General features: G+C 74.7%; 25 protein-coding genes and 1 riboswitch. Of the genes, 14 read left to right on the top strand and 11 right to left on the bottom strand.

The window, feature by feature from the left end; translation table 11 throughout:
- Positions 1–106 precede the first annotated feature (106 nt).
- From V1L54_RS24240 to V1L54_RS24220, 5 genes are all read left to right on the top strand, one after another.
- Positions 107–556, top strand: coding sequence for an SRPBCC family protein (locus V1L54_RS24240; protein WP_100201397.1), 450 nt, complete (start codon positions 107–109; stop codon positions 554–556).
- The gene (locus tag V1L54_RS24235; RefSeq protein WP_330120300.1) at positions 553–1773 is read left to right on the top strand and encodes an ArsA family ATPase; all 1221 of its coding nucleotides are present in this window, start codon (positions 553–555) and stop codon (positions 1771–1773) included. The genes V1L54_RS24240 and V1L54_RS24235 overlap by 4 nt, the downstream gene beginning before the upstream one ends.
- A 164-nt stretch (positions 1774–1937) precedes the next feature.
- Positions 1938–2450, top strand: coding sequence for a DUF5304 family protein (locus V1L54_RS24230; protein ID WP_330120234.1), 513 nt, complete (start codon positions 1938–1940; stop codon positions 2448–2450).
- 120 nt (positions 2451–2570) lie between these two features.
- On the top strand, positions 2571–3512 hold the full coding sequence (locus tag V1L54_RS24225; RefSeq protein ID WP_330120233.1) for an ROK family glucokinase: 942 nt from the start codon (positions 2571–2573) through the stop codon (positions 3510–3512).
- A 49-nt stretch (positions 3513–3561) separates the two neighbouring features.
- Entirely contained in the window at positions 3562–4344 is a 783-nt protein-coding gene (locus V1L54_RS24220) for an endonuclease/exonuclease/phosphatase family protein (RefSeq protein ID WP_330120232.1), read from the top strand.
- 46 nt (positions 4345–4390) lie between these two features.
- Here V1L54_RS24220 and V1L54_RS24215 read toward each other — a convergent pair whose 3' ends face one another.
- Both V1L54_RS24215 and V1L54_RS24210 read right to left on the bottom strand, forming a co-directional pair.
- Positions 4391–5032 (bottom strand): hypothetical protein, encoded by a 642-nt coding sequence (locus V1L54_RS24215; RefSeq protein ID WP_330120231.1) that lies wholly within the window; start codon positions 5030–5032, stop codon positions 4391–4393.
- Complete coding sequence (locus V1L54_RS24210) at positions 5019–5789, bottom strand: alpha/beta hydrolase (protein WP_330120230.1); 771 nt, start codon at positions 5787–5789, stop codon at positions 5019–5021. Before V1L54_RS24210 ends, V1L54_RS24215 begins: the two co-directional genes overlap by 14 nt.
- 242 nt (positions 5790–6031) lie before the next feature.
- Here V1L54_RS24210 and V1L54_RS24205 point away from each other — a divergent pair, with 242 nt between their 5' ends.
- The 4 genes from V1L54_RS24205 to V1L54_RS24190 all read left to right on the top strand — a co-directional run bounded on the left by V1L54_RS24205 (position 6032) and on the right by V1L54_RS24190 (position 10002).
- Positions 6032–6820 carry a lysophospholipid acyltransferase family protein gene (locus V1L54_RS24205; protein WP_330120229.1) on the top strand — a complete coding sequence of 263 codons (789 nt, stop codon included), beginning with the start codon at positions 6032–6034 and terminating at the stop codon, positions 6818–6820.
- A gap of 24 nt (positions 6821–6844) precedes the next feature.
- Positions 6845–8089, top strand: coding sequence for a MacS family sensor histidine kinase (gene macS, locus V1L54_RS24200; RefSeq protein ID WP_330120228.1), 1245 nt, complete (start codon positions 6845–6847; stop codon positions 8087–8089).
- Positions 8086–8805 (top strand): response regulator, encoded by a 720-nt coding sequence (locus V1L54_RS24195; protein WP_330120227.1) that lies wholly within the window; start codon positions 8086–8088, stop codon positions 8803–8805. Before macS ends, V1L54_RS24195 begins: the two co-directional genes overlap by 4 nt.
- 162 nt (positions 8806–8967) lie before the next feature.
- Positions 8968–10002 carry an ATP-dependent 6-phosphofructokinase gene (locus tag V1L54_RS24190; RefSeq protein WP_330120226.1) on the top strand — a complete coding sequence of 345 codons (1035 nt, stop codon included), beginning with the start codon at positions 8968–8970 and terminating at the stop codon, positions 10000–10002.
- Positions 10003–10066: 64 nt separating this feature from the next.
- Here the strand turns inward: V1L54_RS24190 and V1L54_RS24185 are convergent, their stop codons facing one another.
- On the bottom strand, positions 10067–12046 hold the full coding sequence (locus V1L54_RS24185; RefSeq protein ID WP_330120225.1) for an anthranilate synthase family protein: 1980 nt from the start codon (positions 12044–12046) through the stop codon (positions 10067–10069).
- A 295-nt stretch (positions 12047–12341) separates the two neighbouring features.
- Here V1L54_RS24185 and V1L54_RS24180 point away from each other — a divergent pair, with 295 nt between their 5' ends.
- Together V1L54_RS24180 and V1L54_RS24175 are read left to right on the top strand one after the other, a co-directional pair.
- Positions 12342–13691 (top strand): class II 3-deoxy-7-phosphoheptulonate synthase, encoded by a 1350-nt coding sequence (locus V1L54_RS24180; protein ID WP_330120224.1) that lies wholly within the window; start codon positions 12342–12344, stop codon positions 13689–13691.
- 163 nt (positions 13692–13854) lie between these two features.
- A complete protein-coding gene (locus V1L54_RS24175) occupies positions 13855–14130 on the top strand; it encodes a (2Fe-2S)-binding protein (RefSeq protein WP_330120223.1) in 276 nt (91 codons plus the stop codon).
- A gap of 12 nt (positions 14131–14142) precedes the next feature.
- Here V1L54_RS24175 and bfr read toward each other — a convergent pair whose 3' ends face one another.
- Entirely contained in the window at positions 14143–14646 is a 504-nt protein-coding gene (gene bfr / locus V1L54_RS24170; RefSeq protein ID WP_330120222.1) for a bacterioferritin, read from the bottom strand.
- Positions 14647–14809: 163 nt separating this feature from the next.
- Between bfr and V1L54_RS24165 the strand changes: the two genes are divergently transcribed.
- Positions 14810–15433 (top strand): sulfite oxidase-like oxidoreductase, encoded by a 624-nt coding sequence (locus V1L54_RS24165; RefSeq protein ID WP_330120221.1) that lies wholly within the window; start codon positions 14810–14812, stop codon positions 15431–15433.
- A gap of 46 nt (positions 15434–15479) precedes the next feature.
- Here the strand turns inward: V1L54_RS24165 and V1L54_RS24160 are convergent, their stop codons facing one another.
- The 7 genes from V1L54_RS24160 to thiO form a co-directional block, all read right to left on the bottom strand.
- Positions 15480–16061: a DUF4396 domain-containing protein gene (locus tag V1L54_RS24160; protein ID WP_330120220.1), complete on the bottom strand. Its 582-nt coding sequence runs from the start codon at positions 16059–16061 to the stop codon at positions 15480–15482.
- Between the two features lie 77 nt (positions 16062–16138).
- Positions 16139–17077, bottom strand: coding sequence for a deoxyribonuclease IV (locus V1L54_RS24155; RefSeq protein ID WP_443076774.1), 939 nt, complete (start codon positions 17075–17077; stop codon positions 16139–16141).
- An 81-nt stretch (positions 17078–17158) separates the two neighbouring features.
- Entirely contained in the window at positions 17159–17851 is a 693-nt protein-coding gene (locus V1L54_RS24150; RefSeq protein WP_330120219.1) for a transglycosylase SLT domain-containing protein, read from the bottom strand.
- 309 nt (positions 17852–18160) lie between these two features.
- A complete protein-coding gene (pknB, locus tag V1L54_RS24145) occupies positions 18161–20092 on the bottom strand; it encodes a Stk1 family PASTA domain-containing Ser/Thr kinase (protein ID WP_330120218.1) in 1932 nt (643 codons plus the stop codon).
- Between the two features lie 152 nt (positions 20093–20244).
- The gene (locus tag V1L54_RS24140) at positions 20245–21042 is read right to left on the bottom strand and encodes a thiazole synthase (RefSeq protein ID WP_330120217.1); all 798 of its coding nucleotides are present in this window, start codon (positions 21040–21042) and stop codon (positions 20245–20247) included.
- A gap of 8 nt (positions 21043–21050) precedes the next feature.
- On the bottom strand, positions 21051–21263 hold the full coding sequence (gene thiS, locus V1L54_RS24135) for a sulfur carrier protein ThiS (RefSeq protein ID WP_330120216.1): 213 nt from the start codon (positions 21261–21263) through the stop codon (positions 21051–21053).
- Positions 21260–22435 carry a glycine oxidase ThiO gene (gene thiO / locus V1L54_RS24130; protein WP_330120215.1) on the bottom strand — a complete coding sequence of 392 codons (1176 nt, stop codon included), beginning with the start codon at positions 22433–22435 and terminating at the stop codon, positions 21260–21262. Before thiO ends, thiS begins: the two co-directional genes overlap by 4 nt.
- A riboswitch (TPP riboswitch) is annotated at positions 22431–22543 on the bottom strand. It overlaps the preceding gene by 5 nt.
- A gap of 143 nt (positions 22544–22686) precedes the next feature.
- Between thiO and V1L54_RS24125 the strand changes: the two genes are divergently transcribed.
- Positions 22687–23982, top strand: coding sequence for an NAD(P)/FAD-dependent oxidoreductase (locus tag V1L54_RS24125; protein ID WP_330120214.1), 1296 nt, complete (start codon positions 22687–22689; stop codon positions 23980–23982).
- 33 nt (positions 23983–24015) lie between these two features.
- Entirely contained in the window at positions 24016–24405 is a 390-nt protein-coding gene (locus V1L54_RS24120) for an Rv2175c family DNA-binding protein (protein WP_330120213.1), read from the top strand.
- The last annotated feature ends 129 nt before the right edge of the window (positions 24406–24534 follow it).

Genomic DNA, 24534 nt, shown 5'->3' with positions numbered 1-24534 from the left:
GGGGCGGACGGACCGCCCGGCCGCGCGCGGTAGCCTTCCCCCGCAGACGGCCTCGCGGAGGGCAGCCGACCGCGGGGCGAGCGCAGCAAGCGGAGGAGCCACAGGGATGGCCGAACACACCAGGTCGAGCATCATCGTCGAGGCGGCACCGGCCGAGGTGATGGAAGTGATCGCCGACTTCGCCCGCTATCCGGAGTGGACCGGCGAGGTCAAGGAGGCCGAGGTGCTCTCCACCGACGACCGGGGCCGCGCCGAGCAGGTCCGGCTGCTGCTCGACGCCGGGGCGATCAGGGACGAGCACACCCTCGCCTACGAGTGGGCCGGTCCCCACGAGGTCCGCTGGTCCCTGGTGCGCTCGCAGATGCTGCGTGCCCTGGACGGCGTGTACAGCCTGCGGCCCCTGGACGGCGGCGGCCGCACCGAGGTGACCTACCAGCTCACCGTGGACGTGAAGATCCCCATGCTCGGGATGATCAAGCGCAAGGCCGAGAAGGTCATCATCGACCGGGCCCTGGACGGCCTGAAGAAGCGCGTCGAGAGCGGTGGCACGCCCTGAGCGCCGACCGTACGCACACCCTCCTGGTCACCGGCGGCGGGGGGAGCGGCCGTACCACCGTTGCCGCCGCCACCGCGCTGGCGGCGTCCCGGCGCGGACACCGCACACTGCTGCTGAGCGACGAGGACCCCGGGGTGCTGGACGGGCTGCTCGGCCCCGAGGCCGGTCCGCGGGTCGTCCGGATCGACTCCGGGGCCGACTTCCGGCTCCGCGCCGCGGCCCTCCAGGAGCGCTCCCGCACCGCCCTGGACCTGCTGGGCGCCGAACCGCTGGACGACGACGAGCTGGCGGAACCGCCGGGCGCCGACGCCCTCGCCCTGCTGGGCGCGGTGCGCGCCGCGCACACCCCCGGGCACCCGACCGCCGGGTACGACCTGGTCGTGGTCGACATGCCGCCCGCCGAGCAGGCCGTACGGACGCTGGCGGCGCCGGAGCAACTGCGGCGCTGGCTGCGGCGGCTGCTGCCGCCCGAGCGGCAGGCCGCCCGTGCGCTGCGCCCGGTCCTGGCCCAGCTCGCCGGGGTGCCGATGCCCGCGCGGTCGCTGTACGAGGCCGCCGGGCGGATGGACCGCGAGCTGGCCGCCGTCCAGGGGGTGATCACCGCGCCGGAGACGGCCGTCCGGCTGGTCACCGAACCGGGACCGGCGGCCGTCCGGGCGCTGCGCGCCGTCCGGGCCGGACTGGCGCTGCACGGTCTGACCGTGGAGGCGGTGGTCGCCAACCGGCTGCTGCCCACCGCCTCGTCCGACCCCTGGCTCGCCTCCCTGGCGGCCCGGCAGCAGGAGGCGCTCAAGATCCTGCTGGACGAGTGCCCGGCCGGCGGTGCGGCCGTGTGCGAGCTGCCGCATCTGGGGCGGGACCCGGCCGGTCCGGAGGACCTGGCCGGGCTGGGGGAGCGGATCCTCCCCGATCCGCTCCGGGGCGCCGGGGAGGCGGAGGCGGCGGACCGGGCCGTCCGTGAGCCGTGGACGGTGGAGGACCGGCTGGCCGACGACGGGGTGCTCGTGTGGCGGCTGCCGCTGCCCGGTGCCGTGAAGAAGTCCCTGGCGCTGGTGCGGCGCGGGGACGAGGTGATCGTCACCACCGGGCCGTTCCGCCGGGCGCTGCCGCTGCCCGCCGTGCTGCGCCGCTGCACGGTGGCCGGGGCCCGGCTGGCCGGCGGTGAGCTGGCGGTGCGCTTCGAGCCCGAGCCCGGGCTGTGGCCCGGGGAGGACTGAGCCGTACCCAGCCGCACAGGCCGGGGGCTCGTGGCACTCAACGGCGAGTGGGCGTTCGGGTAACGTCGGGGGAAAGAGCCCGTCCGCCGCGGACGACCACGGACGGGCCCCGGTTCTCCGGTCCCGCACGGTCCCACCGCGATTCACCGCCCCAGGAGCCCGCCATGAGCGATGCCACCGAGCGCCCCGCAGGCGCCGATCCCGACGCCGATCCCGATGCCTGGGCCGCCGCCTGCGAGGAGGACCTCGCGGCCGAGCGGGCGCGCCGCCGCGAGCGGTACGGGACTCCGCCCGGCAGCGCGGCCGAGGAGCTGCGCCGCCTCGCCGACGCGGTCACCGGGAAGCTCGCCGAACTCGGCGGGCCGGTGGCCCGCGGGGTGGTACAGCAGTTCGTGACCCAGGCCAGGGCGGCGGTGGAGCCCGTCGTCGAACGGAACCCGCGGGTCTTCGACCACCTCGCCGCCGCCGGGGGCGAGTTGCTGGCCGCCTACCGGGCCGCCGTCGAGGACCAGGAGCGCCGCTGGACCAGTCCCGGCACGGACCGCGAGCGGATCGACCTGGAGGAGACCGGCCCGGGCGGGCCCGGCGGCGAGGGCCGGGGCGGGACCCGGGAGGGGGACCGCGAGCGCGGCGGGGAGGACGGTCCCGCGGGTTCCGAGCGGATCGATCTCGACTGAGCACCCGCCGCCCGGCCGGGCCCGCGTCCGGGCCGGTCCGGGCCCCGATCCGGTCCGTTCCGGTCCCCGCCCTCCGGTACGGTGTGCACAGCGGGGATCGACCGAGTAACTGAGGGACACATGGGACTCACCATCGGCGTCGACATCGGCGGTACGAAGATCGCGGCCGGCGTGGTCGACGAAGAGGGCACGATCCTCGAAACCAGCAAGGTGCCCACCCCGTCCACCGCCGAGGGCGTCATCGACGCCATAGCGGAGGCGGTCCGCACCGTCAGCACCGGGCACGAGATCGAGGCCGTCGGCATCGGCGCGGCCGGTTACGTGGACGACAAGCGGGCCACCGTGCTCTTCGCCCCCAACATCAACTGGCGGAACGAGGCGCTCAAGGACAAGGTCGAGCAGCGCGTCCACCTGCCGGTCGTCGTGGAGAACGACGCCAACGCCGCCGCCTGGGGGGAGTACCGCTTCGGCGCGGGCCAGGGCCATGACGACGTCGTGTGCATCACCCTGGGCACCGGCCTGGGCGGCGGCATCATCATCGGCGGGAGGCTGCACCGCGGGCGCTTCGGCGTCGCGGCGGAGTTCGGCCATGTCAGGGTCGTCCCCGACGGTCTGCTGTGCGGCTGCGGCAGCCAGGGCTGCTGGGAGCAGTACGCCTCGGGCCGCGCCCTGGTCCGCTACGCCCGGCAGCGCGCCGCCGCCACCCCCGACAGCGCGGAGATCCTGCTCGCCCTGGGCGACGGCACCCCCGCGGGCATCGAGGGCCGGCACATCAGCCAGGCCGCCCGGCGGGGCTGCCCGGTGGCCGTCGACTCCTTCCGGGAGCTGGCCCGCTGGGCGGGTGCGGGACTGGCCGACCTGGCCTCGCTGTTCGACCCGTCCGCGTTCATCGTCGGCGGTGGCGTCTCGGACGAGGGAGACCTCGTCCTGGAGCCGATCCGCAAGTCCTTCCGCCGCTGGCTGGTGGGCGGACAGTGGCGGCCGCACGCCCAGGTGCTCGCCGCCCAGCTCGGCGGCCGGGCCGGGCTGGTGGGCGCGGCCGACCTGGCGCGCCAGGGCTGAGCCCGGCGGGCGGGGGAGGACACGCGCAGGACATGGAGGACGCCGGACCATGACGCTCGACGACCTGCCCGCCTCCCGCACCGAGCCCGACGGCTCGGCCGTGGTCCGGCTGCTCAGCTACAACGTCCGCTCCCTGCGCGACGACACGGAGGCGCTGGCCCGGGTCGTCCGGGCCTGCGCCCCCGACGTCGTCTGCGTCCAGGAGGCCCCCCGCTTCTTCCGGTGGCGCAAGTACGCGTCCCGGCTCGCCATGGCTACGGGCCTGGTGTACGTCACCGGCGGGGCGACCGCCACCGGACCGATGATCCTGTCCTCGCTGCGCGCCACGGTGGAGCGCAGCGAGGACGTCCTGCTGCCGCGCACCCCCGGGCTGCACCGCCGGGGGCTGGCGACGGCGGTGCTGCGCTTCGGGCGGGCCGCCCGGCTGGCGGTGGTCTGCTGCCATCTCAGCCTGGCCGAGGAGGAGCGGTACGCCCAGGCCGGTCTGGTCCTGGAGCGGCTGGCGGACATGGGCGCGGACGCCGCGGTGGTGGCCGGGGACCTCAACGACGAGCCGGACGGCCGGGCCTTCCGCCGGCTGGCCGGGACCCTCCGGGACGGCTGGGCCGCCGCGCCCTGGGGCGGCGGGCCCACCTGGCCCGCGGGCGCGCCGCGCAAGCGCATCGACGCCGTGCTGGCCTCCGGACCGGTCGGGGTGCTGGGCTGCGGGGTGCCCGCCGGCCTCGCGGGGGTCGGCGACGCGGATCTGCGGGTGGCCACCGACCACCTGCCGGTCCTGGCCGCCCTGCGCGTCCCCGCGGACCCGGGCGGTACGGGCGGCCGTACGGGCTGAGGCCTGCGGCGGCCCCGTCACCGCGGCCGGCCGTACCGCCGGCCGGCTACACCACGGCGCCGCGCCCGGGGTCGTCGAAGCCGTCGTCCTCGTCGTCGCGCATCCGCATCACCAGGGTGGCGAAACCGCCCAGGAAGCCGCCGACGCCCAGGGTGGTGATCCACCAGGTCACCTCCTGCTGGAACAGGACGGTGAGCACCAGCAGCAGCGGACCGCCCAGCACCGCCAGCCAGGCGAACCTGGAGGTGGTGTCGCCCCGGGGGAGCGGCGGGGGCTCGGGCGGCACGAAGTGGCCCTCGCCGTCCTCGCCGGGGGTGCCGTCGGAGGGTTCCGCGGGGCTCCAGTCGCGCGGCCCCGAACCCGCCGCGTACACGGTGAGGCTGCGCACCGGTGGATCACCGGCCGCGCCGTCGTCCCCGCCGCGGTCGCCGTCCCCGGGTTCCGTACCGTCTCCCCGGTCCCCGCCGGGCTCCTTCTCCCCGGCGTCCCCGGCGTCCCCGGCGTCTGCCGTGCTCTCCGTCTCTCCGGTCTCTCCGGTCTTCTCCCCGCCGGGTCCTTTGGTCATGGGCAGGACGTCCGGCGGCGGGTCGGCCGGCTCCTCGCCGTAGGCGGCCACGATCCGGGCCCAGGCCTCCTCCTCGTTCAGGGGCTCGGGACCCTCGCCGCGGCCCTGTTCACGCTCCGTCACGTGCCGTCTTCCTCGCTGTGAGGCGGGTGATGAATCCGTACGAGTCCGCGAAGATCCGTTCCGCGTCGTGGTCCAGGGTGGCCACGTGGTAGCTCCGCTCCAGGACCGTCTCCGTCACGTCGCGGGAGGAGACCCGCTCCAGCACCAGCGCCGAGTCCGACGGCGGCACGACGTGGTCGACCCGGCTGTGCAGCACCAGCAGCGGCTGGGTGACCCGGTGCAGTTCCCCGCGCACCTCCCGGAAGAGGTCCCACAGGGAGTGGGCGGCGTGCAGCGGCACCCGGTCGTAGCCGACCTCCGTCACGCCCTCCCTGGCGATGTCGCTGGCGATACCGGGCGCGGTGGGCACCAGATGGCGCAGGAAGGGCAGCAGGTACCCCTGGGTCCTGGGCAGGGTCACCGCGGGGTTGACCACCACGGCCCCGTCGACCGCGTCGCCGTGCCGGGCGGCCAGCCGCAGCGCCAGTGCCCCGCCCATCGACAGACCGCAGACGAAGACCCGCTCGCAGCGCCCGCGCAGCAGCCGCAACTCCGTCTCCACCGCCGCGTACCAGTCCTGCCAGCCGGTGACCGCCAGGTCCTGCCAGCGCGTGCCGTGGCCGGGCAGCAGCGGCAGTGAGACGGTCAGGTCCCGCTCGGCCAGGTACTCGGCCCAGGGACGCAACGACTGCGGGCAGCCGGTGAAGCCGTGGCACAGCAGGACGCCGACCCCACCGCCGTCGTGGCGCAGTGGTTCGGCACCGGGAAGCAGGGGCACCGCGATCTCCGTTCGTGGGCGTGTCGGTGGACGGTTCCGGGGGCCGCCCCGGCGCACCCCGCCGGGGCGGACGGGATGGCGGACGGGAGTGCTGCCACCCTACGCGCGCGCCGGGGGACCGGGTAGGCCGGACGGCGCGGGCGGGAACCGGAACGGCCCGGCGAAGCGACGGGGCGGAACGGCGGGGGCGGGATATGGTCTGTCCGTCGGATACAGGAGGTTCCCGGTTGTTGTACGGCGTCATGAAGATCTCCGTCGGAAACGGGCTCAAGCTCGCCTTCCGCCCCTGGGTGGAGGGTCTGGAGAACGTCCCCGCCGAGGGACCGGCCATTCTGGCGAGCAATCATCTGTCGTTCAGCGACTCCTTCTTCCTGCCCGCGGTCCTGGACCGCAAGGTCACCTTCATCGCCAAGGCCGAGTACTTCACCACGCCGGGGCTCAGGGGCAGGCTGACGGCCGCGTTCTTCAGGGGCGCCGGACAGCTGCCGGTGGACCGCTCCGGGGTGCGCGGCGCGGGGGAGGCGGCGATCAGGAGCGGTATCCAGGTGCTGGAGCGCGGTGAGCTGTTCGGCATCTACCCGGAGGGCACCCGCTCCCCGGACGGGCGCCTCTACCGCGGCAAGCCGGGTGGTCTGGCCCGGGTCGCGCTGGCCACCGGGGCGCCGGTCCTCCCGGTCGCGATGATCGACACGGAGAAGATCCAGCCGCCGGGCAAGGTGGTCCCGAAGCTGATGCGGCCCGGCATCCGGATCGGCAGGCCGCTCGACTTCGACCGCTACCGGGGGATGGAGGGCGACCGCTTCGTGCTGCGGGCCCTGACCGACGAGGTCATGTACGAGATCATGAAGCTCTCCGGCCAGGAGTACGTGGACATGTACGCGACAGCCGCCAAGCGGCTCATCGCCGAGCGGGAGAAGGCCGAGAAGGCCGAGAAGACGGGGAAGCCCCCGGCGTCCGGGGGCTCCGGGCGGGCGCCGGAGGCCGGGCCGGACGGGCACGGCGCGCCGGGCGGGGCGGACAGGGCGGCCTGAGGGGCCGCGGGATCGGGGGGTTCGATGACCGCGAGGATGTCGGTGGAGCAGCCGCTGTGGAGCGCGCTGACCGGCTACCGGGTGCTCACCGCGGGGTACGCGCTGGCGCTGTACGCCTACGCGTACGACGAGTACACCCACCCCCTCGGCGCGGGCGCCTACCTGGCCCTTCTCGCCCTGTGGACGCTCGCGACCGTCCGCCGGGTCTCCTCCGCCGAGCGCTGCACCCTGCCCTTCCTGGTGGCCGACCTCTCCGTCGCCCTCACCGGGATCCTGCTGACCCCGGTGGTGGACACCGCCGAGCGCATCGAGGCGGGCGGCCCCACCCTGCCGACCATCTGGACGGCCGGCGCGGTGCTCGGCTTCGCCATCAGGAACGGCTGGCGCTGGGCGGCCGGCGCCTCGGTACTGGTCGGTGCCGCGAACGTGACGGTGGGCGGCCTCGCCGAGGACACCGTGCACAACGTGCTGCTGGTGTGCATCGCCAGCATCGCCATCGGCTATGTCGCCGAGGTGGCCCGGGCCAGTGAGCGGACCCTGGCCCGGGCGCTGCGGATCGAGGCCGCCACCCGGGAGAGGGAGCGGCTGGCCCGCGACATCCACGACAGCGTGCTCCAGGTGCTGGCCATGGTGCAGCGCCGGGGGGCCGCCGTCGGCGGCGAGGCGGCCGAACTGGGACGGATGGCCGGGGAGCAGGAGGCCGCGCTGCGCTCCCTGGTCTCCAGCGGAGTGGCGCCGGGGATCCCCGCGCCCCGCGGCGCGGCCGTCCCCGCCGCGGCGGCGGCCGGCGCTTCCGCCGGCGCCCCCCGCGGCGCGGCGTTCCCCGGCACCGGCACCGGAGGGGACGACGCGGGCGCGGACGGTGCCGGGGCCCGTGACGTACGGCCGCTGCTGGCCGCCTTCTCCGGCCCCCGGGTGTCCTTCGCGGAACCGGGCGCACCGGTGCCGCTGCCCGCGGCGGCCGCCGGGGGACTGGCGGCGGCGGTCGGCGCCGCCCTGGACAATGTGCGCGCGCACGCGCGGGGGCCGTCCGGGGAGGAGGCCCGGGCCTGGATCCTGCTGGAGGACGAACCGGACGCGGTGGTGGTGACCGTACGGGACGACGGCCCCGGCATCCCGCCCGGCCGGCTGGCGGCCGCCGAGGCCGAGGGCCGGCTGGGGGTGGCACTGTCCATCCGAGGCCGGCTGCGGGAGCTGGGCGGCAGCGCGGAGTGGGTGTCGGTGCCGGGACAGGGAACGGAAGTCGAGCTGAGGGTGCCCAGGAGATGACCAGCGAATCCAGTGAGCCAGGGGACGGCCGGCCGGTGCGGGTGATGGTCGTCGACGACCATCCGATGTGGCGGGACGCGGTCGCCCGGGATCTGTCCGAGGCCGGTTTCGAGGTGGTGGCCACGGCCGGGGACGGCCCCCAGGCCGTGCGCCGGGCGAAGGCGACCGGGCCGGACGTGCTGGTCCTCGACCTCAACCTGCCCGGACTGCCGGGGGTGGAGGTGTGCCGGCAACTCGTCGGCTCCGGTTCCGGGACCGGTTCCGCCGCCGCGCCCCGGGTGCTGGTGCTCTCCGCCAGCGGCGAGCACGCGGACGTACTGGAGGCGGTGAAGTCCGGGGCCACCGGCTATCTGGTGAAGTCGGCCAGCACCGCGGAACTGCTGGACGCGGTGCGCCGGACGGCCGCCGGGGACCCGGTGTTCACCCCGGGGCTGGCCGGGCTGGTGCTGGGCGAGTACCGGCGGCTGGCCGGCGAGCACTCCTCCGGACGGCCCGGCGGGTCCGACGAACCGGACGCGCCGCGGCTGACCGAACGGGAGACCGAGGTGCTGCGCCTGGTCGCCAAGGGGCTGTCGTACAAGCAGATCGCCGAACGGCTGGTCATCTCGCACCGCACCGTGCAGAACCACGTGCAGAACACCCTCGGCAAGCTCCAGCTCCACAACCGGGTGGAGCTGGTGCGCTACGCGATAGAGCGCGGCCTGGACGACGCCTGACCGGTGCCGCGCCACCGTCCGGCGTTCCGCGCCGCCGTCCGGCCCGCGCCCCGCTAGCGTGATCCGCGCGGCGAACAGCCGGTGGGAGGCGTCGGTTGCGGGAAACCGGCGGGAGACACCGGTTCGGGCCGGAACCGGAATCCAGGCGGAGAAGGGAATCTCATGCGGGTCGGAGTGCTGACCGGCGGCAGTGACTGCCCCGGGCTCAACGCGATGCTGCGCGCGATCGTCCGCAAGGGCGTGCAGGAGTACGGCGACGAGTTCATCGGTTTCCGCGACGGCTGGCGCGGTGTGCTGCGGGACGAGACGGTGCCGCTCGACATCCCCGCGGTGCGCGGCACCCTGCCCCGCGGCGGCACCATCCTCGGCTCCTCGCGCACCGACCCCTTCCGGGCGGACGACGGACTCGACCGGATGCTCGGCACCCTCGCCCGGCACCGGGTGGACGCGCTGGTCGTGGCCGGCGGGACGGCCACGCTCACCGCCGCCGCCCGGCTCGCCGACGACCACGGCGTCCCCCTGGTGGGCGTCCCCAAGACCATCGACAACGACATCCCCCTGACCGACTACACCATCGGCTTCGACACCGCCGTCGGGGTGGCCACCGAGACCATCGACCGGCTGCACACCACCGCCGAGTCCCACAAGCGGGTACTCGTGGTCGAGGTGATGGGGCGCAGCGCGGGATGGATCGCCCTGCACGCGGGGCTGGCGGGCGGCGCCAACTGCATCCTGATCCCCGAGCGGCCCTTCGGCGTGGCGCAGGTGTGCGAGTGGGTCGAGTCCCGCTTCAAGGCCACCTACGCCCCGATCGTCGTCATCGCCGACAGCGCCCTTCCCGACAGCGGCGAGATCGCCCTGCACGGCGTCACCCCGCCGCCGGACGGCGGCCCCCGTGACCGGCTCTCCGGTGTGGGCGAGTGGCTCGGCCGGGAGATCGAGCGGCGCACCGGCAAGGAGGCTCGCACCACCGTGCTCGGCTACATCCAGCGCGGCGGCTCGCCCAGCCCGTTCGACCGCTGGCTGGCCACCCGTTTCGGACTGCACGCCATCGACGCGGTGCACGAGGGCGACTGGGGCTCGATGATCGCCCTGCAGGGCACCCGGATCACCCGGGCGCGGCTGGCCGCGGCGACCTCCACGCTGAAGACGGTCGATCCGGCGCTGTACGAGGAGGCGAGCGTCTTCTTCGGCTGACCGGCCGGCCCCGCGGCCGTGCCCCGGGAGGGGCACGGCCGCGGGCGCCGTCGGGCCGGTTCCCTCAGACCGGCTCCCGCGGGGCGGCCGCCGCCAGCAGCTCCGCCACGATCACCGAGCCCCGGAGGGTCAGCACCGACTCCGGATGGAACTGCACACCCGCGAAACGGGGGCCGCGCAGCGCGTGGACGTCCCCGCTGCCGGGGTCGCGGCTCAGCGCGACGCCGCGCGCGGCCAGTGCCCGGGCCGCCGCCTCGTCGCAGCGGGCGGTGTAGGAGTTGTAGAAGCCCACGGTCCGCACCGTCCCGAACAGGTCGATCCGCTCCTGCGCGCCCTGGTACGGCTGGTCCTTGCGGACCAGCGGCAGGCCCAGCTCCGCCGCGATCAGCTCGTGCCCCAGACAGACGCCGAGCAGTCCGTGCCGGTGGCCGCGGAGCAGTCCGGCGGCGAGCGAGCGCAGCAGCCGCATCCTGGGGTCGGCGGAGTCGCGCGGATCACCGGGGCCGGGGCCGAGCACGACCGGACCCGGATGGCCGAGCGCCGCCTCGTACAGCCCCGGTTCGTCGTACCGCCGCACCGTCACGGTCAGGCCGGTGGAGCGCAGCAGGTGGGCCAGCATCGAGGTGAAGGTGTCCTCGCCGTCCACGACCAGCGCCTCGCCCCGGCCGGGGCCGTGTCCGGCGGGCGGTGCGGCGGGCGTGCGCATCCGCAGCCAGAACGGGGCGAGACCGGCGCGCCGGGAGTCGAGGGCGGCGCGCACCCGGGAGTCGTCCGCCAGCCGCGGCCGTACCGCCGCTCCCGTCTGCCCGGCCCGCTCCGCCGGGCGCGCCGGAGCGGCGCGCACGCCCAGCGCGGCCAGCACCCCGGCCGCCTTGGCATGGGTCTCGGCGACCTCGCCCGCCGGGTCGGAGGCGCGCACCAGCGTGGCGCCCACCGGCACCCGCAGGGCTCCGGTGGCCGCGTCGATGTCGGCGGTGCGGATGAGGATGGGGGAGTCCAGTGTCTGCTGTCCGTTCCCGTCGCGGCCGAGCAGGGCCAGCGCGCCCGCGTAGTAGCCGCGGCCGCCCCTCTCGTGGCGGCCGATGACCCGGCAGGCGTTCTCCACCGGGCTGCCGGTGACGGTCGCGGCGAACATCGTCTCGCGCAGCACCTCGCGCACGTCCAGGGTGCTGCGGCCGCGCAGCTCGTACTCGGTGTGCGCCAGATGGGCCATCTCCCGCAGCCGCGGCCCGACCACCACCCCGCCCATGTCGCCGACGGTGCACATCATCTTCAGTTCCTCGTCGACGACCATCGACAGTTCCTCGGTCTCCTTGCGGTCGCCGAGGAAGTCCAGCAGGCCCGCCACCGAGGGGCCCTGCGGGGGATAGCGGTAGGTGCCGCTGATCGGGTTCATCACCACGGTCCCGCCGCTCATGCGGACATGGACCTCGGGGCTGGCGCCCACCAGCGTCCGCTCCCCGGTGTGGACGGCGTACGTCCAGTACGCCCCGCGCTCCCCGGCCAGCAGCCGCCGGAACAGCGCCAGCGCGTCGGCGCGGCCGTAGTCCTCGATCACCCCCCGGTAGGTGCGGCGGATGACGAAGTTGGCGCCCTCACCGGTGCCGATCTCGTCCTCGACGACCCGGCGGACGATCTCCTCGTACGCCGCGTCACCGATGTCGAAGCCGCCGCCGGTGACGCGCACCGGATGCCGGGGGAGCGCGTCCAGCACCGCGTCCAGGGGCAGCTCGTACGTCTCGTCGGGCACCAGCACGGACAGCGGGGTGCCGTCGTCGGTGACCTCGAAACCGCGCTCGCGGATCTGCCGGAACGGCACCAGGGCCAGGGTGGGCCGCTCGCCGAGGGGGATGTCGGCCAGCAGGTCCACCCCGGTGACCGGGCCGACCAGCACCTCGACGGTGTCGTCGGCGGTCCCGGCGTTCCGTCCGGGGGTGCGTCTGAGCAGCAGGGCGAAGGGCGGGCAGTCGTCGGCCAGCAGCCGTTCCAGCACCGCGGCGGCCTGCGGGGTGCCCGGGGCGCTCCGGGTGTTCGGGATGTCCATGGCGGGGCGTTCCTTCCTGCCGGGAGGTGCCGGGAGGAGCGGTCCGCGCGCCGGGGACGCCGGCGGACATGACGGAGGCCGCCCCTCGGGCGGCCTCTTCGTCGATTGCGCGGGTCGTGCGGTACGCGCCGTCAGTGGGCCGCCGGGGAAGCGGGCCACCACCAGGACGCGGCCGTCACGGCCGTCTGCGCGAACATGCCCCGCACCCTACCCGAGGGCCCCGGGTCCCGGTGGTCTCCGTCTCACCAAGCGAGCAGTGGCCGGGCCGCCGGGGCCCAGCCCGTAGTCTGGGGTTGTGACCGTGAACGCCAATCCCGACGCCGGTGTGAACACCTGGCGAGACCTGACCGCGGCGCAGCAGCCCGACTGGCCGGACCCCGAGGCTCTGCGCGACGTGATCGCCGAGCTCGAGTCCTATCCGCCGCTCGTCTTCGCGGGCGAGTGCGACCAATTGCGGGACCGGATGGCCTCCGTGGCCCGCGGTGAGGCGTTCCTGCTCCAGGGCGGCGACTGCGCCGAGGCGTTCGACGCCGTCTCCGCGGAGCAGATCAGGAACAAGCTCAAGACGCTGCTCCAGATGGGGGCCGTCCTGACCTATGCCGGGTCCGTTCCCGTGGTCAAGGTGGGCCGGATCGCCGGCCAGTACAGCAAGCCGCGCTCGAAGCCGACCGAGACCCGGGACGGGGTCACCCTGCCGTCGTACCGCGGCGACTCGGTGAACGGCTTCGAGTTCACGCCCGAGGCCCGCACCCCGGACCCCCAGCGGCTCAAGCGCATGTACCACGCGTCCTCCGCGACGCTGAACCTGGTGCGCGCCTTCACCACCGGCGGCTACGCCGACCTGCGCCAGGTGCACGCCTGGAACCAGGACTTCGTGCGGAACTCCCCCTCCGGCCAGCGCTACGAGGCGCTGGCCAGGGAGATCGACCGGGCGATGAACTTCATGAACGCCTGCGGGGTGGACCCGGAGGAGTTCAAGACCGTCGAGTTCTACGCCTCGCACGAGGCGCTGATCCTCGACTACGAGTCCGCCCTGACCCGGGTGGACTCCCGTACCGGCAGGCTGTACGACGTCTCCGGCCACATGGTCTGGATCGGCGAGCGCACCCGGCAGCTGGACGGTGCGCACATCGAGTTCGCCGCCCGCATCCGCAACCCGATCGGGGTCAAGCTCGGTCCGTCGACCACGCCCGAGGACGCCCTGACGCTGATCGACCGGCTGGACCCGGAGCGCGAGCCGGGCCGGCTGACCTTCATCACCCGGATGGGTGCCGACAAGGTCCGCGACCGGCTCCCCACCCTGGTGGAGAAGGTCACGGCCTCCGGCGCCCAGGTCGCCTGGGTGTGCGACCCGATGCACGGCAACACCTTCGAGGCCGCCAGCGGTCACAAGACGCGGCGCTTCGACGACGTGCTGGACGAGGTGAAGGGCTTCTTCGAGGTCCACAAGGGCCTGGGCACCCACCCCGGCGGCATCCATGTGGAGCTGACCGGGGACGACGTCACCGAGTGCGTGGGCGGCGGCCACGAGATCTTCGTCGACGATCTGCACCAGCGCTACGAGACCGCCTGCGACCCGCGGCTGAACCGCAGCCAGTCGCTGGACCTGGCGTTCCTCGTCGCGGAGATGTACCGCGACCAGTAGCGGCACCGCAGGCGCACAGAACGGCGCACACAACACCGTGGGGCGTGGGTCACAGCGATCCGCGCCCCACGGTGCTGTCGCGCACAGTGGTACACAGCTAAGGTAAGGTTTACCTCACCCACTCGGGGTGGGTGTCCGACCCCGTACCGGCGGAGGTGGCCGCGTGTACATCTGCTCCTGCTTCGGCATCACGGAGGCGCAGATCCGTGAGCACGCGGCGGCCGGAGCCTGTACTCCGCGCCTGCTCGCCTCGGCGAGCCGGGCGGGCACCGACTGCGGCTCCTGTGTGCGCCGCATCCAGGGGCTGCTGGGCCGCGGCGCGTGTCCGCGGCGGGAGGGCGCCGGGCTTCCCGCGGAGGAGCGGGGCGGCGCCGTCGCCCCGGTTGCCGGGGGCGGTTCCGGTGTGACCGCCGTGCCGCCGGCGCCCGCGGCGGCCTGATCCCGGGCCGGGTCAGTCGGAGCCCGGGCCGGAGCCCGTCGAGTCGGGCTGCTCGATCTGCTGTGCGAGGTACAGCGGCTCGCCGAGCTTCTCGATCAGCTCCAGCTGGGTGTCGAGATAGTCGATGTGGTGCTCCTCGTCGGCGAGGATGTACTCGAAGATGTTGGCCGAGGTGATGTCCCCCTTGGTCCGCATGACCTCGATGCCGCGCCGCAGCCGGTCGATCGCCTCGGCCTCGATCTGGCGGTCCGCCTGGAACATCTCGGTGACGGTCTGGCCCACCCGGACGTGGAAGAGCCGCTGGTAGTTGGGGAGTGCCTCCAGGAAGATGATGCGGTCGGTCAGGCGCTCCGCGTGCCGCATCTCGTCGAAGGACTCCTCCCGCGTGTACTTCGCGAGCCTGGTCCACCCGTTGTTCTCCTGCAGTTTCGCGTGCAGGAAGTACTGGTTGATCGCCGTCAGCTCGGCGGTGAGCTGCTCGTTGAGGAACTCGATGACCTCGGGGTCGCCCTGCATGCCGGGGTGCCTTCCGCGTGGGGGGATGCCGATGCGCGCATCTTCGCACCGTCCGCACACCGCAGTCCAGTAAGTGATACTTTGTCGGATTTTGTCCGGAAGAAGGACTTCCCGGGAGTGGGGTGGTCATCGGTGCCTTTCGGGGTCTGTCACCATGGGGGGCATGGTTCAGCCGGAAAGCCGCGAAGGGGAGTATCCGCAGCTTCCGCCGGGACAGCGGCTCCAGCGCGGCTGGCCGGTGACCCACTACGGCCCGGTGCCCAGGTTCCGGCCCGAACGCTGGGAGTTCCGCGTCTTCGGGGCCACCGCCGACGGCGGGACGCGGCGCTGGAACCACGAGGAGTTCTCGGCGCTGCCCCACGAGACCGTGGTCGGGGACCTGCACTGCGTCACCCGGTTCAGCATGCTGGGCGTGGAGTGGGGCGGGGTGCGGGCCCGTACGGTCCTCGAGCTGGTGCCGCCCGCCGAGGAGGTCACGCACGTGATGGTGTGGGCCGAGTACGGGTACAGCGCCAACCTGCGGCTGGCGGACTTCGCGGCCGACCGTACGGTCTTCGCCACCCACCGGGCCGGCGAGCCGCTCACCGCCGAGCACGGCTTCCCGGTACGGCTGGTCGTGCCGCAGCTGTACGCCTGGAAGGGGCCCAAGTGGGTGCGGGGAGTGGAGTACATGACCGCCGACCGCCGGGGGTTCTGGGAGGAGCGGGGCTACCACAACATCGGTGACCCCTGGCGGGAGCAGCGCTATTCGTACCAGGAGGAGCCGGGCGACGGTCCCGAGCCGTGACCCGGTGCCCGCCGTCCGGCTCCCCGGGCGGTCCGCCCGGGGGCGCTCAGTGGTACCGGTGCACCACCGCGTGCCCCCTGCCGCGGCCGATCAGCCAGCGGTTGACCGGGGTCGTCACCACGAAGGCGACGGCGAAGGCGAAGGCGAGCGCACCCCAGAACAGCCAGTCCGAGAGATGGGCGTCCAGCGCGCCCGGCGTCAGGGCGATGACCCCGTTGTCGACCAGTTCCATCACGGTGATCGAGACGGTGTCGGCGGCGAGGGCGACCCGGACGGCGTTGCGGAGGCCGACACCGGCCCGCAGGACGGCCCAGAGCGTGAAGCTGTAGCCGAAGAGGAACGCCAGGACGATGGCGAGGGCCATGGTGGGCACGGTGTGCCAGCCGAGGGCGGTGCCGATGACCATGCCCAGCACCTCGCCGAAGGCGCAGCCGGTGAGGCAGTGCAGGGTGGCCTTGGCCGCCGTGGCCCAGGAGGCCGTGCCGGAGACGGTGTGCTCCCCGTGCTCCGCCCGGCCCGCGGGATCCGGGTGGCCTGTGTGCTCCGCGTGCCCTGCGTGTTCCATGTGACCGGTGTGGCCGTGGTGGCCGTGGTGTCCTTCGGAGGAGCGGTACGACTGCGAGGACATGGAACGACACCTCCGTGACAGGAAGGGGCGGCTGTCCGCCGCGCGGCGTCGAGTCTATACCCCCCTGGGGTATGTGGTCATCCCCTGAGCTCCTTCAGCCGTGCCACGTCCGCGGCATGCCCCTCCTTGCCGCCCGGCGTCTCGATGACCAGGGGCACCCCCTCGGTCGCCGGGTGGCGGAACAGTTCCCGGAACGGCTCCGCCCCGATGTGCCCCGCGCCGATGTTCGCGTGGCGGTCCCGGTGCGCCCCGGCGGTGTCCTTGGAGTCGTTGGCGTGGATCAGCCGCAGCCGTCCCTCGCCCACCACGGCCGTCACCTCGTCCAGCAGCGCCTTCATCCCTCCCTCGGCGGCCGTGTCGTGCCCGGCGGCGAAGGCGTGACAGGTGTCCAGGCAGACGCCGAGCCGGGGATGGCGCTCCAGGGCGTCGACGTACGGCCCCAGGTCCTCGGCCAGGGCGCACAGCGAGGCACCCTGGCCGGCGGTCGGCTCCAGCAGCAGCCAGGGGTCCTCGGAGGTCTCGGAGGCGTCCAGCTCCGCCAGCAGCGGCAGCAGCAACTCCCGGACCTGGGCCAGTGCGGTGGCGCGGTCGCGCCCGCCGGTGGCCGAGCCGGTGTGGACCACCACCCCCAGGGCGCCGATCCGCCGGGCGCGGCGCAGCGAGTGCCGCAGCGAGGCCACGGACAGTTCGGCCGTGGCCTCGTTGTGCGAGCCGAAGTTGATCAGGTAGGGGGCGTGGACGTAGGCCGGGATGCCCTCTTCCGCGCAGGCCGCGCGGAACGCCTCGTCCTGCCGGGGGTCGCCGGCCGGAGTGGCCCAGCCGCGCGGATTGGCGACGAAGACCTGCACGGTCTCCGCGCCGATCTCGCGGGCGTAGGCCAGCCCCTTGGCGGCGAGCCCGCCGGCCACCGCGACATGGCTGCCCACGGGGTTGCGGGCGCGGCGGGCGGGGGCGGGGCCCAGGGGGGAGGACGGGGCGGAGGAGTTCCGGGCGGAGGGGGACGATGAGCTGCTCACACCCGAAGGGTGCCAGGCCCGCGGCGGGAACGGCCCGGCGGCCCGTCGCGCCGGCGGGGACGGGAGCGGGCGCCCGGCCGGTCAGTAGGCCGAGTAGACGTTGTCCATCGAGCCGTACCGGTCGGCCGCGTAGTTGCAGGCCGCGGTGATGTTGGCCACCGGGTCGTAGATGTCCCAGGAGGTGCCCTCGACGTGGTACGCCGCGAAGGTGGGCGGGATCACCTGGAGCAGGCCCTTGGAGGGGATGCCGTTCCGGGCGTTGATGTCCCAGTTGTTGATCGCCCGCGGGTCGCCGCTGGACTCGCGGATGATGTTGCGGTGGATCCCCGCGTAGCTGCCGGGGATGCCCTCGCGCTTCATGACCGCCAGGGCCTCGCGGATCCAGCCGTCGAGGTTGTCCGGGTAGGAGGCGGCCCGCTCCCGGGCCCGCGCCGGGCGGTCGGCGGAGCGGGTGGCGCGCCCGTCCGTCCCGGCGCTCTGGCGGGCCGCGGGCTTTCGCTCCTCCTCCAGGGCCTCGGCCTGCGCCTCCTGGTAGGCGGTCGCCGACCGCTCCGCGAGAGCGCCCTGCTGGAGGGGACCGGCGCCGGTGGCCGGGGCGGTCAGCTCGACGGGGGCCCCCGCCGCGGGGGCGGCCTGAGCCGCCTGGGACGGCTCCGGGCCCGGAACGAGGCCCAGGGCCACGGTGGCCGCGCCGGTGGCGGTGGCCACGCCGACGGCCGAGATCCTGTGGGCGCCGGCCGCGCGGAGCCGGCCGAGAACGCTGGCAACGGTCATGGGGGAGGAGAACCTCTTCCGATCGCTGGTGCCGCACAGCCGGACCGGCCGGTGCCGGCGGGGGCGCGCCGGGTCCTGCTCCCGGCGCCGCGACCGTTGCATTGTTAGCGCTCGGAACTTATCCGGACAAAGGCCGGAAATACTAACCTGCCTAGTAGCCCTCGGGCTCTCCGGCCTCTCCGGGGCCCCGGACGGCGGGTACGGCCGCTTGGGCGGCCGTGCGCGCCCACTAAGGGGGTTAGTAAGTGATCCGGGTCCTATGGGGCGTCTCACAGCGCACGCGTCCCCGGACCACCGTACGTGTCCGGGTCAGCGCACCCAGACGGTGATCTCCGAACCGCGCGGGGCCCGCTCGCCGCCGTCCACGGACTGGTCGAAGACGGTGCCGGTGATGAAGACCTTGCGGACCTTCACCTCGAAACCCGCGTCCTCGAGCGCCTGCCGGGCCTCGCTCTCGTCCATGCCCTCCACACCGGGGACCTCCACCAGCTCCGGGCCCTTGGAGACGGTCAGCGTGACGGTGTCGCCCTCGGCGGCGACCGAGCCCTGTGCGGGGGACTGCCGGGCGACACCGCCCGCCTCCTCCTCGGAGAACACCCGCTCCGGCGCCACCTCGGTCTTCAGACCGGCCTCGGTCAGCCGCTGCCGCGCGGTGCCCTCGTCCTGTCCGACGACGTCGGGCACCTCGATCCGCTCACCCTTGGACACCACCAGCGCCACGGCCGCGCCGGGCCGCCGCCCGGTGCCCGCCTCCGGCTCCGTGCGGATCACCGAGCCCCGCTCCACCTCACCGGAGAACTCCCTGGTCACCATGCCCGGCTCCAGTCCGGCCGCCTTGATCCGGCGGCGCGCGTCGGCCAGGGACGCGCCCTTGGCGTCGGGGACCTCGACCCGCTCCGGGCCCCGGGAGACGGTGATGGTCACCGTGCCGTTGCTGCGGATGCGCTCGCCGCGGCCGGGGTCGGTCGAGACCACCCGGCCCTTCGCCACGGTCTCGCTGTGCTCCCGGGCGATCTTCCAGTCCAGGCCGGCCTTCTCGACGGCCCGCTTCGCCTCGGACTCGGTCATCGAGAGCACCCCGGGGGTCCGGGTGAACTGGCCGGAGTTGATGTACCACACCCCCAGGCCCGCGCCGAGGACCAGCAGGACGGCGACGACCACCGCCTGCACCGAGCGGCGTGGCAGCCGCCGGCCCGTACGGGCGGCCGGACCGGCCGGCGGCCCCGGGGGCGCGGGCGGCACGGCCAGCACACTGGTGCGGTTCAGGGAGTCGTCCGCCGCCGTGTCCCGCGGCACGCGGCGGGACAGGACGGCGGTGCTGTCCTCGGCGCCGGCCGCCCCGGCCCCGGCGCCCCCGCCGGCGGCGGCCGGGGGCAGGACGTCGAGCTGCCCGTCGGTCAGCGACCGCCGCACCGCGCCGACCTCGGCGAGCAGTTCCACGGCGTCGGCCGGCCGATGCCGCGGATCGCGGGCGGCGGCACGGGCGACCAGGGCGTCGAGCGCGGCGGCCAGGCCGGGCACGGCCGCGGACGGGGCCGGGACGTCCTCGTTCAGATGCTGGTAGAGCACCTGGGCCGGGGTGTCGCCGGAGTGCGGCTTGGCGCCGGTCAGCATCTCGTACAGCATCACGCCGCAGGCGTAGACGTCCGCCCGGGCGTCGGCGGTGCCGTGCTCGATCTGCTCGGGGGCCAGATAGGAGACGGTGCCCAGCAGCGAACCGGTGGAGGCGGAGGTCTGCTGGTCCACCGCCCGCACCAGCCCGAAGTCGGCGACCTTGACCCGTCCGTCGTCCCCGATCAGGACGTTCTCCGGCTTCACGTCGCGGTGCACCAGCCGGTCCAGATGGGCGGCACCCAGCGCGGCGAGCACCGCCTGGAGGATGTCCAGGGCGGCGCGCGGCTGGAGCGCCCCGCGCTCGCGCAGCAGATCGCGCAGTGTGCAGCCCTCGACGTACTCCATCGCCAGGTACACGTAGCCGCCGTCCGCGCCCTGGTCGAAGACCCCCACCACGTTGGGGTGGGCCAGCCGGGCGGCCGACTTGGCCTCCCGGATGAACCGCTCGACGAAAGAGCCGTCCACCGCGAGGGAGGGGTGCATCACCTTCAGGGCGAGCACCCGGTCCAGCCGGGTGTCCAGGGCCCGGTAGACCGTGGCCATGCCGCCGACGGCGATCCGCGCGTCCACGCGGTACCGGCCGTCGAGCACGTGCCCGAGCAGCGGGTCCTGAAGGGTGGTGTCCACGGCGCAGAGTCTACGAGCCCGCCCCGGCACCGGTGCCCGGGTCCGCGGCGGGCGCCCCGGAGTGCAGCGGAACGGTGACGAAACCGCCGCCCGGGCGCGATACGCGCGCCCGGGCACGCGCCGCGGCCGCGCGGGCCCCGCCGTGCCGGCCCCTACCGGAACGCCGGGCGCTCCGGGTCGAGGTCGGCCGTCCCCTCCACCGGCGAGGACGCCAGGGAGAAGTGGCGGCGCGGGATGCGGCCCGCCCGGTACGCCAGCCGCCCCGCCTCCACCGCGTGCCGCATCGCCTCGGCCATCAGCACCGGCTCCTGGGCCCGGGTGACCGCGGAGGCCAGCATCACCGCAGCGCAGCCCAGCTCCATGGCGAGCGCCACGTCCGAGGCGGTGCCCGCGCCCGCGTCGAGGACGACCGGCACCGACGCCCGCTCGGTGATCAACTGGAAGTTGTGCGGGTTGCGGATGCCCAGGCCCGAGCCGATCGGCGAACCCAGCGGCATGATCGCCGCGCAGCCCACGTCCTCCAGCTTCCGGGCCACGACGGGGTCGTCGTTGGTGTACGGCAGGACGGTGAAGCCGTCGTCCACCAGTGTCTCGGCGGCCTCCAGCAGCTCCACCGGGTCGGGCAGCAGGGTGCGCTCGTCGGCGACGACCTCCAGCTTGACCCAGTCGGTGCCCAGCGCCTCGCGGGCCAGCCGGGCGGTGAGCACGGCCTCCCCGGCGGTGAAGCAGCCGGCGGTGTTGGGCAGCACCCGGATGCCGTGCCGCTTCAGCACCGACAGCACCGAGCCGGAGACCGAGGGGTCCACCCGCCGCATCGCGACGGTGGTCAGCTCGGTGCCGGAGGCCAGCAGCGCCCGCTCCAGGACGTCCAGGCTGGGCGCGCCGCCCGTGCCCATGATCAGCCGGGAGGCGAAGGCGGTGCCGCCGATGGTGAACGTGTCGTCGGCCATGCGGGAAGTCAGCCTCCTTGGACGGCGGTGAGGACCTCGACGCGGTCGCCGTCGCCGAGTTCGGTGGCGGGCCACTGCCCGCGCGGTACGACGGTTTCGTTGACCGCCGCGGCCACCCCCGTGGTCGCGGCGGTGAGACCGGCCACGAGCCGGTCGAGGGTGAGCCCGTCCGCGATCTGCCGGGGCTCCCCGTTGAGGCGGATGGTGACCGGTGCGCTCACGCGTGACTCCTCTGTACGGTGCTCTCCCGGGGGGCGTCCTGCCGGGCCGTGTGCTCGAAGCGCCGGGGGCTGAACGGGCGGATCTCCCCGGGGATCCCGCCGTCGGTCAGCACCCGGGCCAGGGCGTCGCCGGTGACCGGGGCGAGCAGTACCCCGTTGCGGTGGTGGCCGGTGGCCAGGTGCAGGCCGGGCAGGGCGGTCGGGCCGAGCAGCGGCGCGTTGTCGGGGGAGCCGGGACGCAGCCCCGCCAGGGTCTCCACCAGCGGCAGTTCGGTGATGCCGGGCACCAGCTCGTGCGCGTCGCGCAGCAGCTCGTAGACGCCGCCCGCGGTCACCGTGGTGTCCCAGCCCTGTTCCTCGCTGGTGGCGCCCAGGACCAGTTCGCCGTCCGCCCGCGGCACCAGGTAGACGTGGCCGCCACGGACCAGGGCCCGCACGGTGCGGGAGAGGAACGGCGCGTACACCGGCGGGACGCGCAGCCGCAGGATCTGGCCCTTGACCGGACGCACCGGCGGCAGCACCTCACCGGGCACGCCCGCCAGCCGCCCGCTCTCGCTGCCCGCCGCCAGCACGACCCGGTCGGCCGCCACCTCGGTGCCGTCCTCCAGGGCCACCCCGGCCGCCCGGTCGCCGGTCACCGTCAGCCGGCCGGCCCGCCGCCGGACGAAGTCCACCCCGGCCCGCTCGCAGGCGGTCAGCAGCGCGGCCGTCAGCCGGCGGGGATCGACCTGGTGGTCGCCGTCCACCCGCAGCCCGCCCCGCACCCCCGGGGCGAGCATCGGCTCCAGCCTGCGGCACTCCCGGCCGGTCAGCCAGGCCGAGTCCAGCCCGCAGCGCCGGTGCAGCGCGTGCAGCTCCCGCAGATGGGCGCGGTCGTCGGCGTCCAGGGCGACCGCGAGGGTGCCGCAGGTGCGGTAGCCGGTCTCCTGCCCGGATGCCTCCGAGAGTTCGGCCGTGAACTCCGGGTAGCGGCGTGCCGAGGTCAGGTTGAGGGCGAGCAGGGCCTCCTCGCCGTAGTGCAGTTCGGTGACGGCGGCCAGCATCCCGGCCGCGACCCGCGCCGCCCCGCCGCCCGGCGCCGGGTCGACGACCGTGACCCGCGCCCCCCGCTGCGCGGTGCGCCAGGCCGTGACCAGCCCGATGACGCCACCGCCGATGATCACTACGCGCATGGGCGCGCACCCTCCCTTCGCCGGCATGACCCGGATCAGGTTCGTACGGTCGGAGGCCGCGCAAGCCTCCCTCTCAGCCCGGTGCGCCGGGCTCCCGCGAGTCGTTCCACTGCTGCCGTCCGGGCCGCGGCTGGCGTTCCCGGACTGCCGCCACCCTACTGCGGGCTCCGGCGCGGCTGAAGGGCGGTCCGGAAGCGCGGCCGCGCCGGGCGGCTTCGCGCCGGTCCGCGGCGGTCTCCTACAGTGAGCGCGTGAGCGCGCGAACCGAGCAGAGCGGGCAGCGGGTCCTGATCGCCGGGGCCGGGATGGCCGGGGTGCAGACCGCCGTACAGCTGCGGGAGCGGGGCTGGCCCGGAGCGGTCACCCTGCTCGGCGCCGAGCCCCACCGGCCGTACGACCGGCCGCCGCTGTCCAAGGCGGTGCTGACCGGCGGGGCCGGTTCCGGCACCACCCCCGGCAGCACCCCCGGCAGCACCTTGGAGAACTCCTTCGGCGCCGCATTCGATGTCGCCTTCGACGTCGACTTCGACGTGCTCGGCGTGGAACTGCTCCTGGGGCGGACGGCCACCGGGGTGCGCCCCGCGGACCACGAGCTGGACACCGACGCCGGGCCGCTGCCGTACGACCACCTGGTCCTCGCCACCGGCGCCGAGCCGGTTCCCCTGCCCGGCGGCGGTGCCGGGGTGCATCTGCTGCGCACTCTCGACGACGCCGAGCGGCTGCGCCCGGTGCTCGCGGCCCGGCAGCCGCTCGTGGTCGTCGGGGCGGGCTGGATCGGCGCGGAGTTCGCCACCGCCGCCCGCGAGGCGGGCTGTCCGGTGACGGTGGTCGAGGCCGCCGGGCACCCGCTGGCCGGGGTACTGTCGCCCGAGGTCGCCGGCCGGCTGCGCCGCTGGTACGAGGAGGCCGGTGCCGTGCTGCTCACCGGGCGCACGGTCACCGGAGTGCGGCCCGGCGGCACGCAGCCGTACGAGGTGGAGCTGTCCGACGGCTCCGCGCTGCCCGCCCGGGCCGTGGTGGCCGGGATCGGCGCCCGCCCGGCCACCGGCTGGCTGGCGGGTTCGGGTGTGGCCCTGGACGCCTTCGGCGCGGTGCTCGCCGACGACCGGCTGCGCTCCTCCGTCCCCGGTGTGTACGCGGTCGGGGACTGCGCCTCCTTCCCCTCGGCCCGGTACGGCCGGCGCCTGCTGGTGCACCACTGGGACAACGCGCTCGTCGGGCCGCGGACGGTCGCCTCGCTGCTGACCGCGGGCGAGGCCGGGACCCCGCCGTACGACCCGGTGCCGTACTTCTGGTCCGAGCAGTTCGGCCGCTTCGTCCAGTACGCGGGCCACCACGGCGAGGGCGACGAACCGCTGTGGCGCGGCGACCCGGACGGCCCCGCCTGGTCGGTGTGCTGGCTGCGCGGCGGTGTGCTGCGGGCGCTGCTGGCGGTGGGACGGCCCCGGGACATCGCCCAGGGGCGCAGGCTGATCGAGCGCGCCGCGGTGCTGGACCCGGTCCGGGCCGCCGACCCGGCCGTTCCCCTGAAGAGCGCCGTGCGCTAGTGGCTGTCGGTCCCGGATGGCAGGCTTGTGCCCGTGAACGAGATTGACGCGAAGACCGATGCTCTCGTCCCGGCCTGGCTCACCCTCCCCGATGTCGCGGAGAAGCTGGGCGTCGAGGTGACCCGCGTACGGCAGCTCGTCAAGGAGGGGCAGCTGATCGCGGTGCGCCGGGAGAACGGCGGAGACGGCGGAAACGTCGGGAACAAGGTGCTCCAGGTTCCCGCCGACTTCATCGGCGAGGGACGGATCGTGAAGGGGCTGACCGGGACCATCACCCTGCTCAAGGACGACGGCTTCAGTGACGAGGAGATGTTGGAGTGGCTGTTCACACCCGATGACACCCTGCCCGGCACCCCGGCGCAGGCGCTGCGCGAGAACCGCGGGACCGAGGTGAAGCGGCGCGCCCAGGCGCTCGCCGTCTGAGCGACCCGGACCGGGGCACCGGTCCGCCGGTCCACCGAAACCACGAGAACCGCGGCAGACCGCACGTCCGATCCACCGGTGTGGGGGGGGGGGGGGGCGGCCCCGCGGCGCCCCCCCCCCCCCCCCCCC

The organism is Streptomyces rubellus (genome assembly GCF_036323805.1).
GTDB lineage: Bacteria > Actinomycetota > Actinomycetes > Streptomycetales > Streptomycetaceae > Streptomyces.
The sequence above is the reverse complement of the archived record's forward strand: the minus strand, read 5'-3'. Positions and strand labels throughout refer to the sequence as shown.

Excerpts from the sequence above, each read along its gene's own strand:
- V1L54_RS24240 (WP_100201397.1), top strand. The coding sequence starts at position 107 with ATGGCCGAACACACCAGGTCGAGCATCATCGTCGAGGCGGCACCGGCC.
- V1L54_RS24230 (WP_330120234.1), top strand. The coding sequence starts at position 1,938 with ATGAGCGATGCCACCGAGCGCCCCGCAGGCGCCGATCCCGACGCCGAT.
- V1L54_RS24225 (WP_330120233.1), top strand. The coding sequence starts at position 2,571 with ATGGGACTCACCATCGGCGTCGACATCGGCGGTACGAAGATCGCGGCC.
- V1L54_RS24220 (WP_330120232.1), top strand. The coding sequence starts at position 3,562 with ATGACGCTCGACGACCTGCCCGCCTCCCGCACCGAGCCCGACGGCTCG.
- V1L54_RS24205 (WP_330120229.1), top strand. The coding sequence starts at position 6,032 with ATGAAGATCTCCGTCGGAAACGGGCTCAAGCTCGCCTTCCGCCCCTGG.
- macS (WP_330120228.1), top strand. The coding sequence starts at position 6,845 with ATGACCGCGAGGATGTCGGTGGAGCAGCCGCTGTGGAGCGCGCTGACC.
- V1L54_RS24195 (WP_330120227.1), top strand. The coding sequence starts at position 8,086 with ATGACCAGCGAATCCAGTGAGCCAGGGGACGGCCGGCCGGTGCGGGTG.
- V1L54_RS24190 (WP_330120226.1), top strand. The coding sequence starts at position 8,968 with ATGCGGGTCGGAGTGCTGACCGGCGGCAGTGACTGCCCCGGGCTCAAC.
- V1L54_RS24185 (WP_330120225.1), bottom strand. The coding sequence starts at position 12,046 with ATGGACATCCCGAACACCCGGAGCGCCCCGGGCACCCCGCAGGCCGCC.
- bfr (WP_330120222.1), bottom strand. The coding sequence starts at position 14,646 with ATGCAGGGCGACCCCGAGGTCATCGAGTTCCTCAACGAGCAGCTCACC.
- V1L54_RS24165 (WP_330120221.1), top strand. The coding sequence starts at position 14,810 with ATGGTTCAGCCGGAAAGCCGCGAAGGGGAGTATCCGCAGCTTCCGCCG.
- V1L54_RS24160 (WP_330120220.1), bottom strand. The coding sequence starts at position 16,061 with ATGTCCTCGCAGTCGTACCGCTCCTCCGAAGGACACCACGGCCACCAC.
- V1L54_RS24150 (WP_330120219.1), bottom strand. The coding sequence starts at position 17,851 with ATGACCGTTGCCAGCGTTCTCGGCCGGCTCCGCGCGGCCGGCGCCCAC.
- V1L54_RS24140 (WP_330120217.1), bottom strand. The coding sequence starts at position 21,042 with ATGGCCGACGACACGTTCACCATCGGCGGCACCGCCTTCGCCTCCCGG.
- thiO (WP_330120215.1), bottom strand. The coding sequence starts at position 22,435 with ATGCGCGTAGTGATCATCGGCGGTGGCGTCATCGGGCTGGTCACGGCC.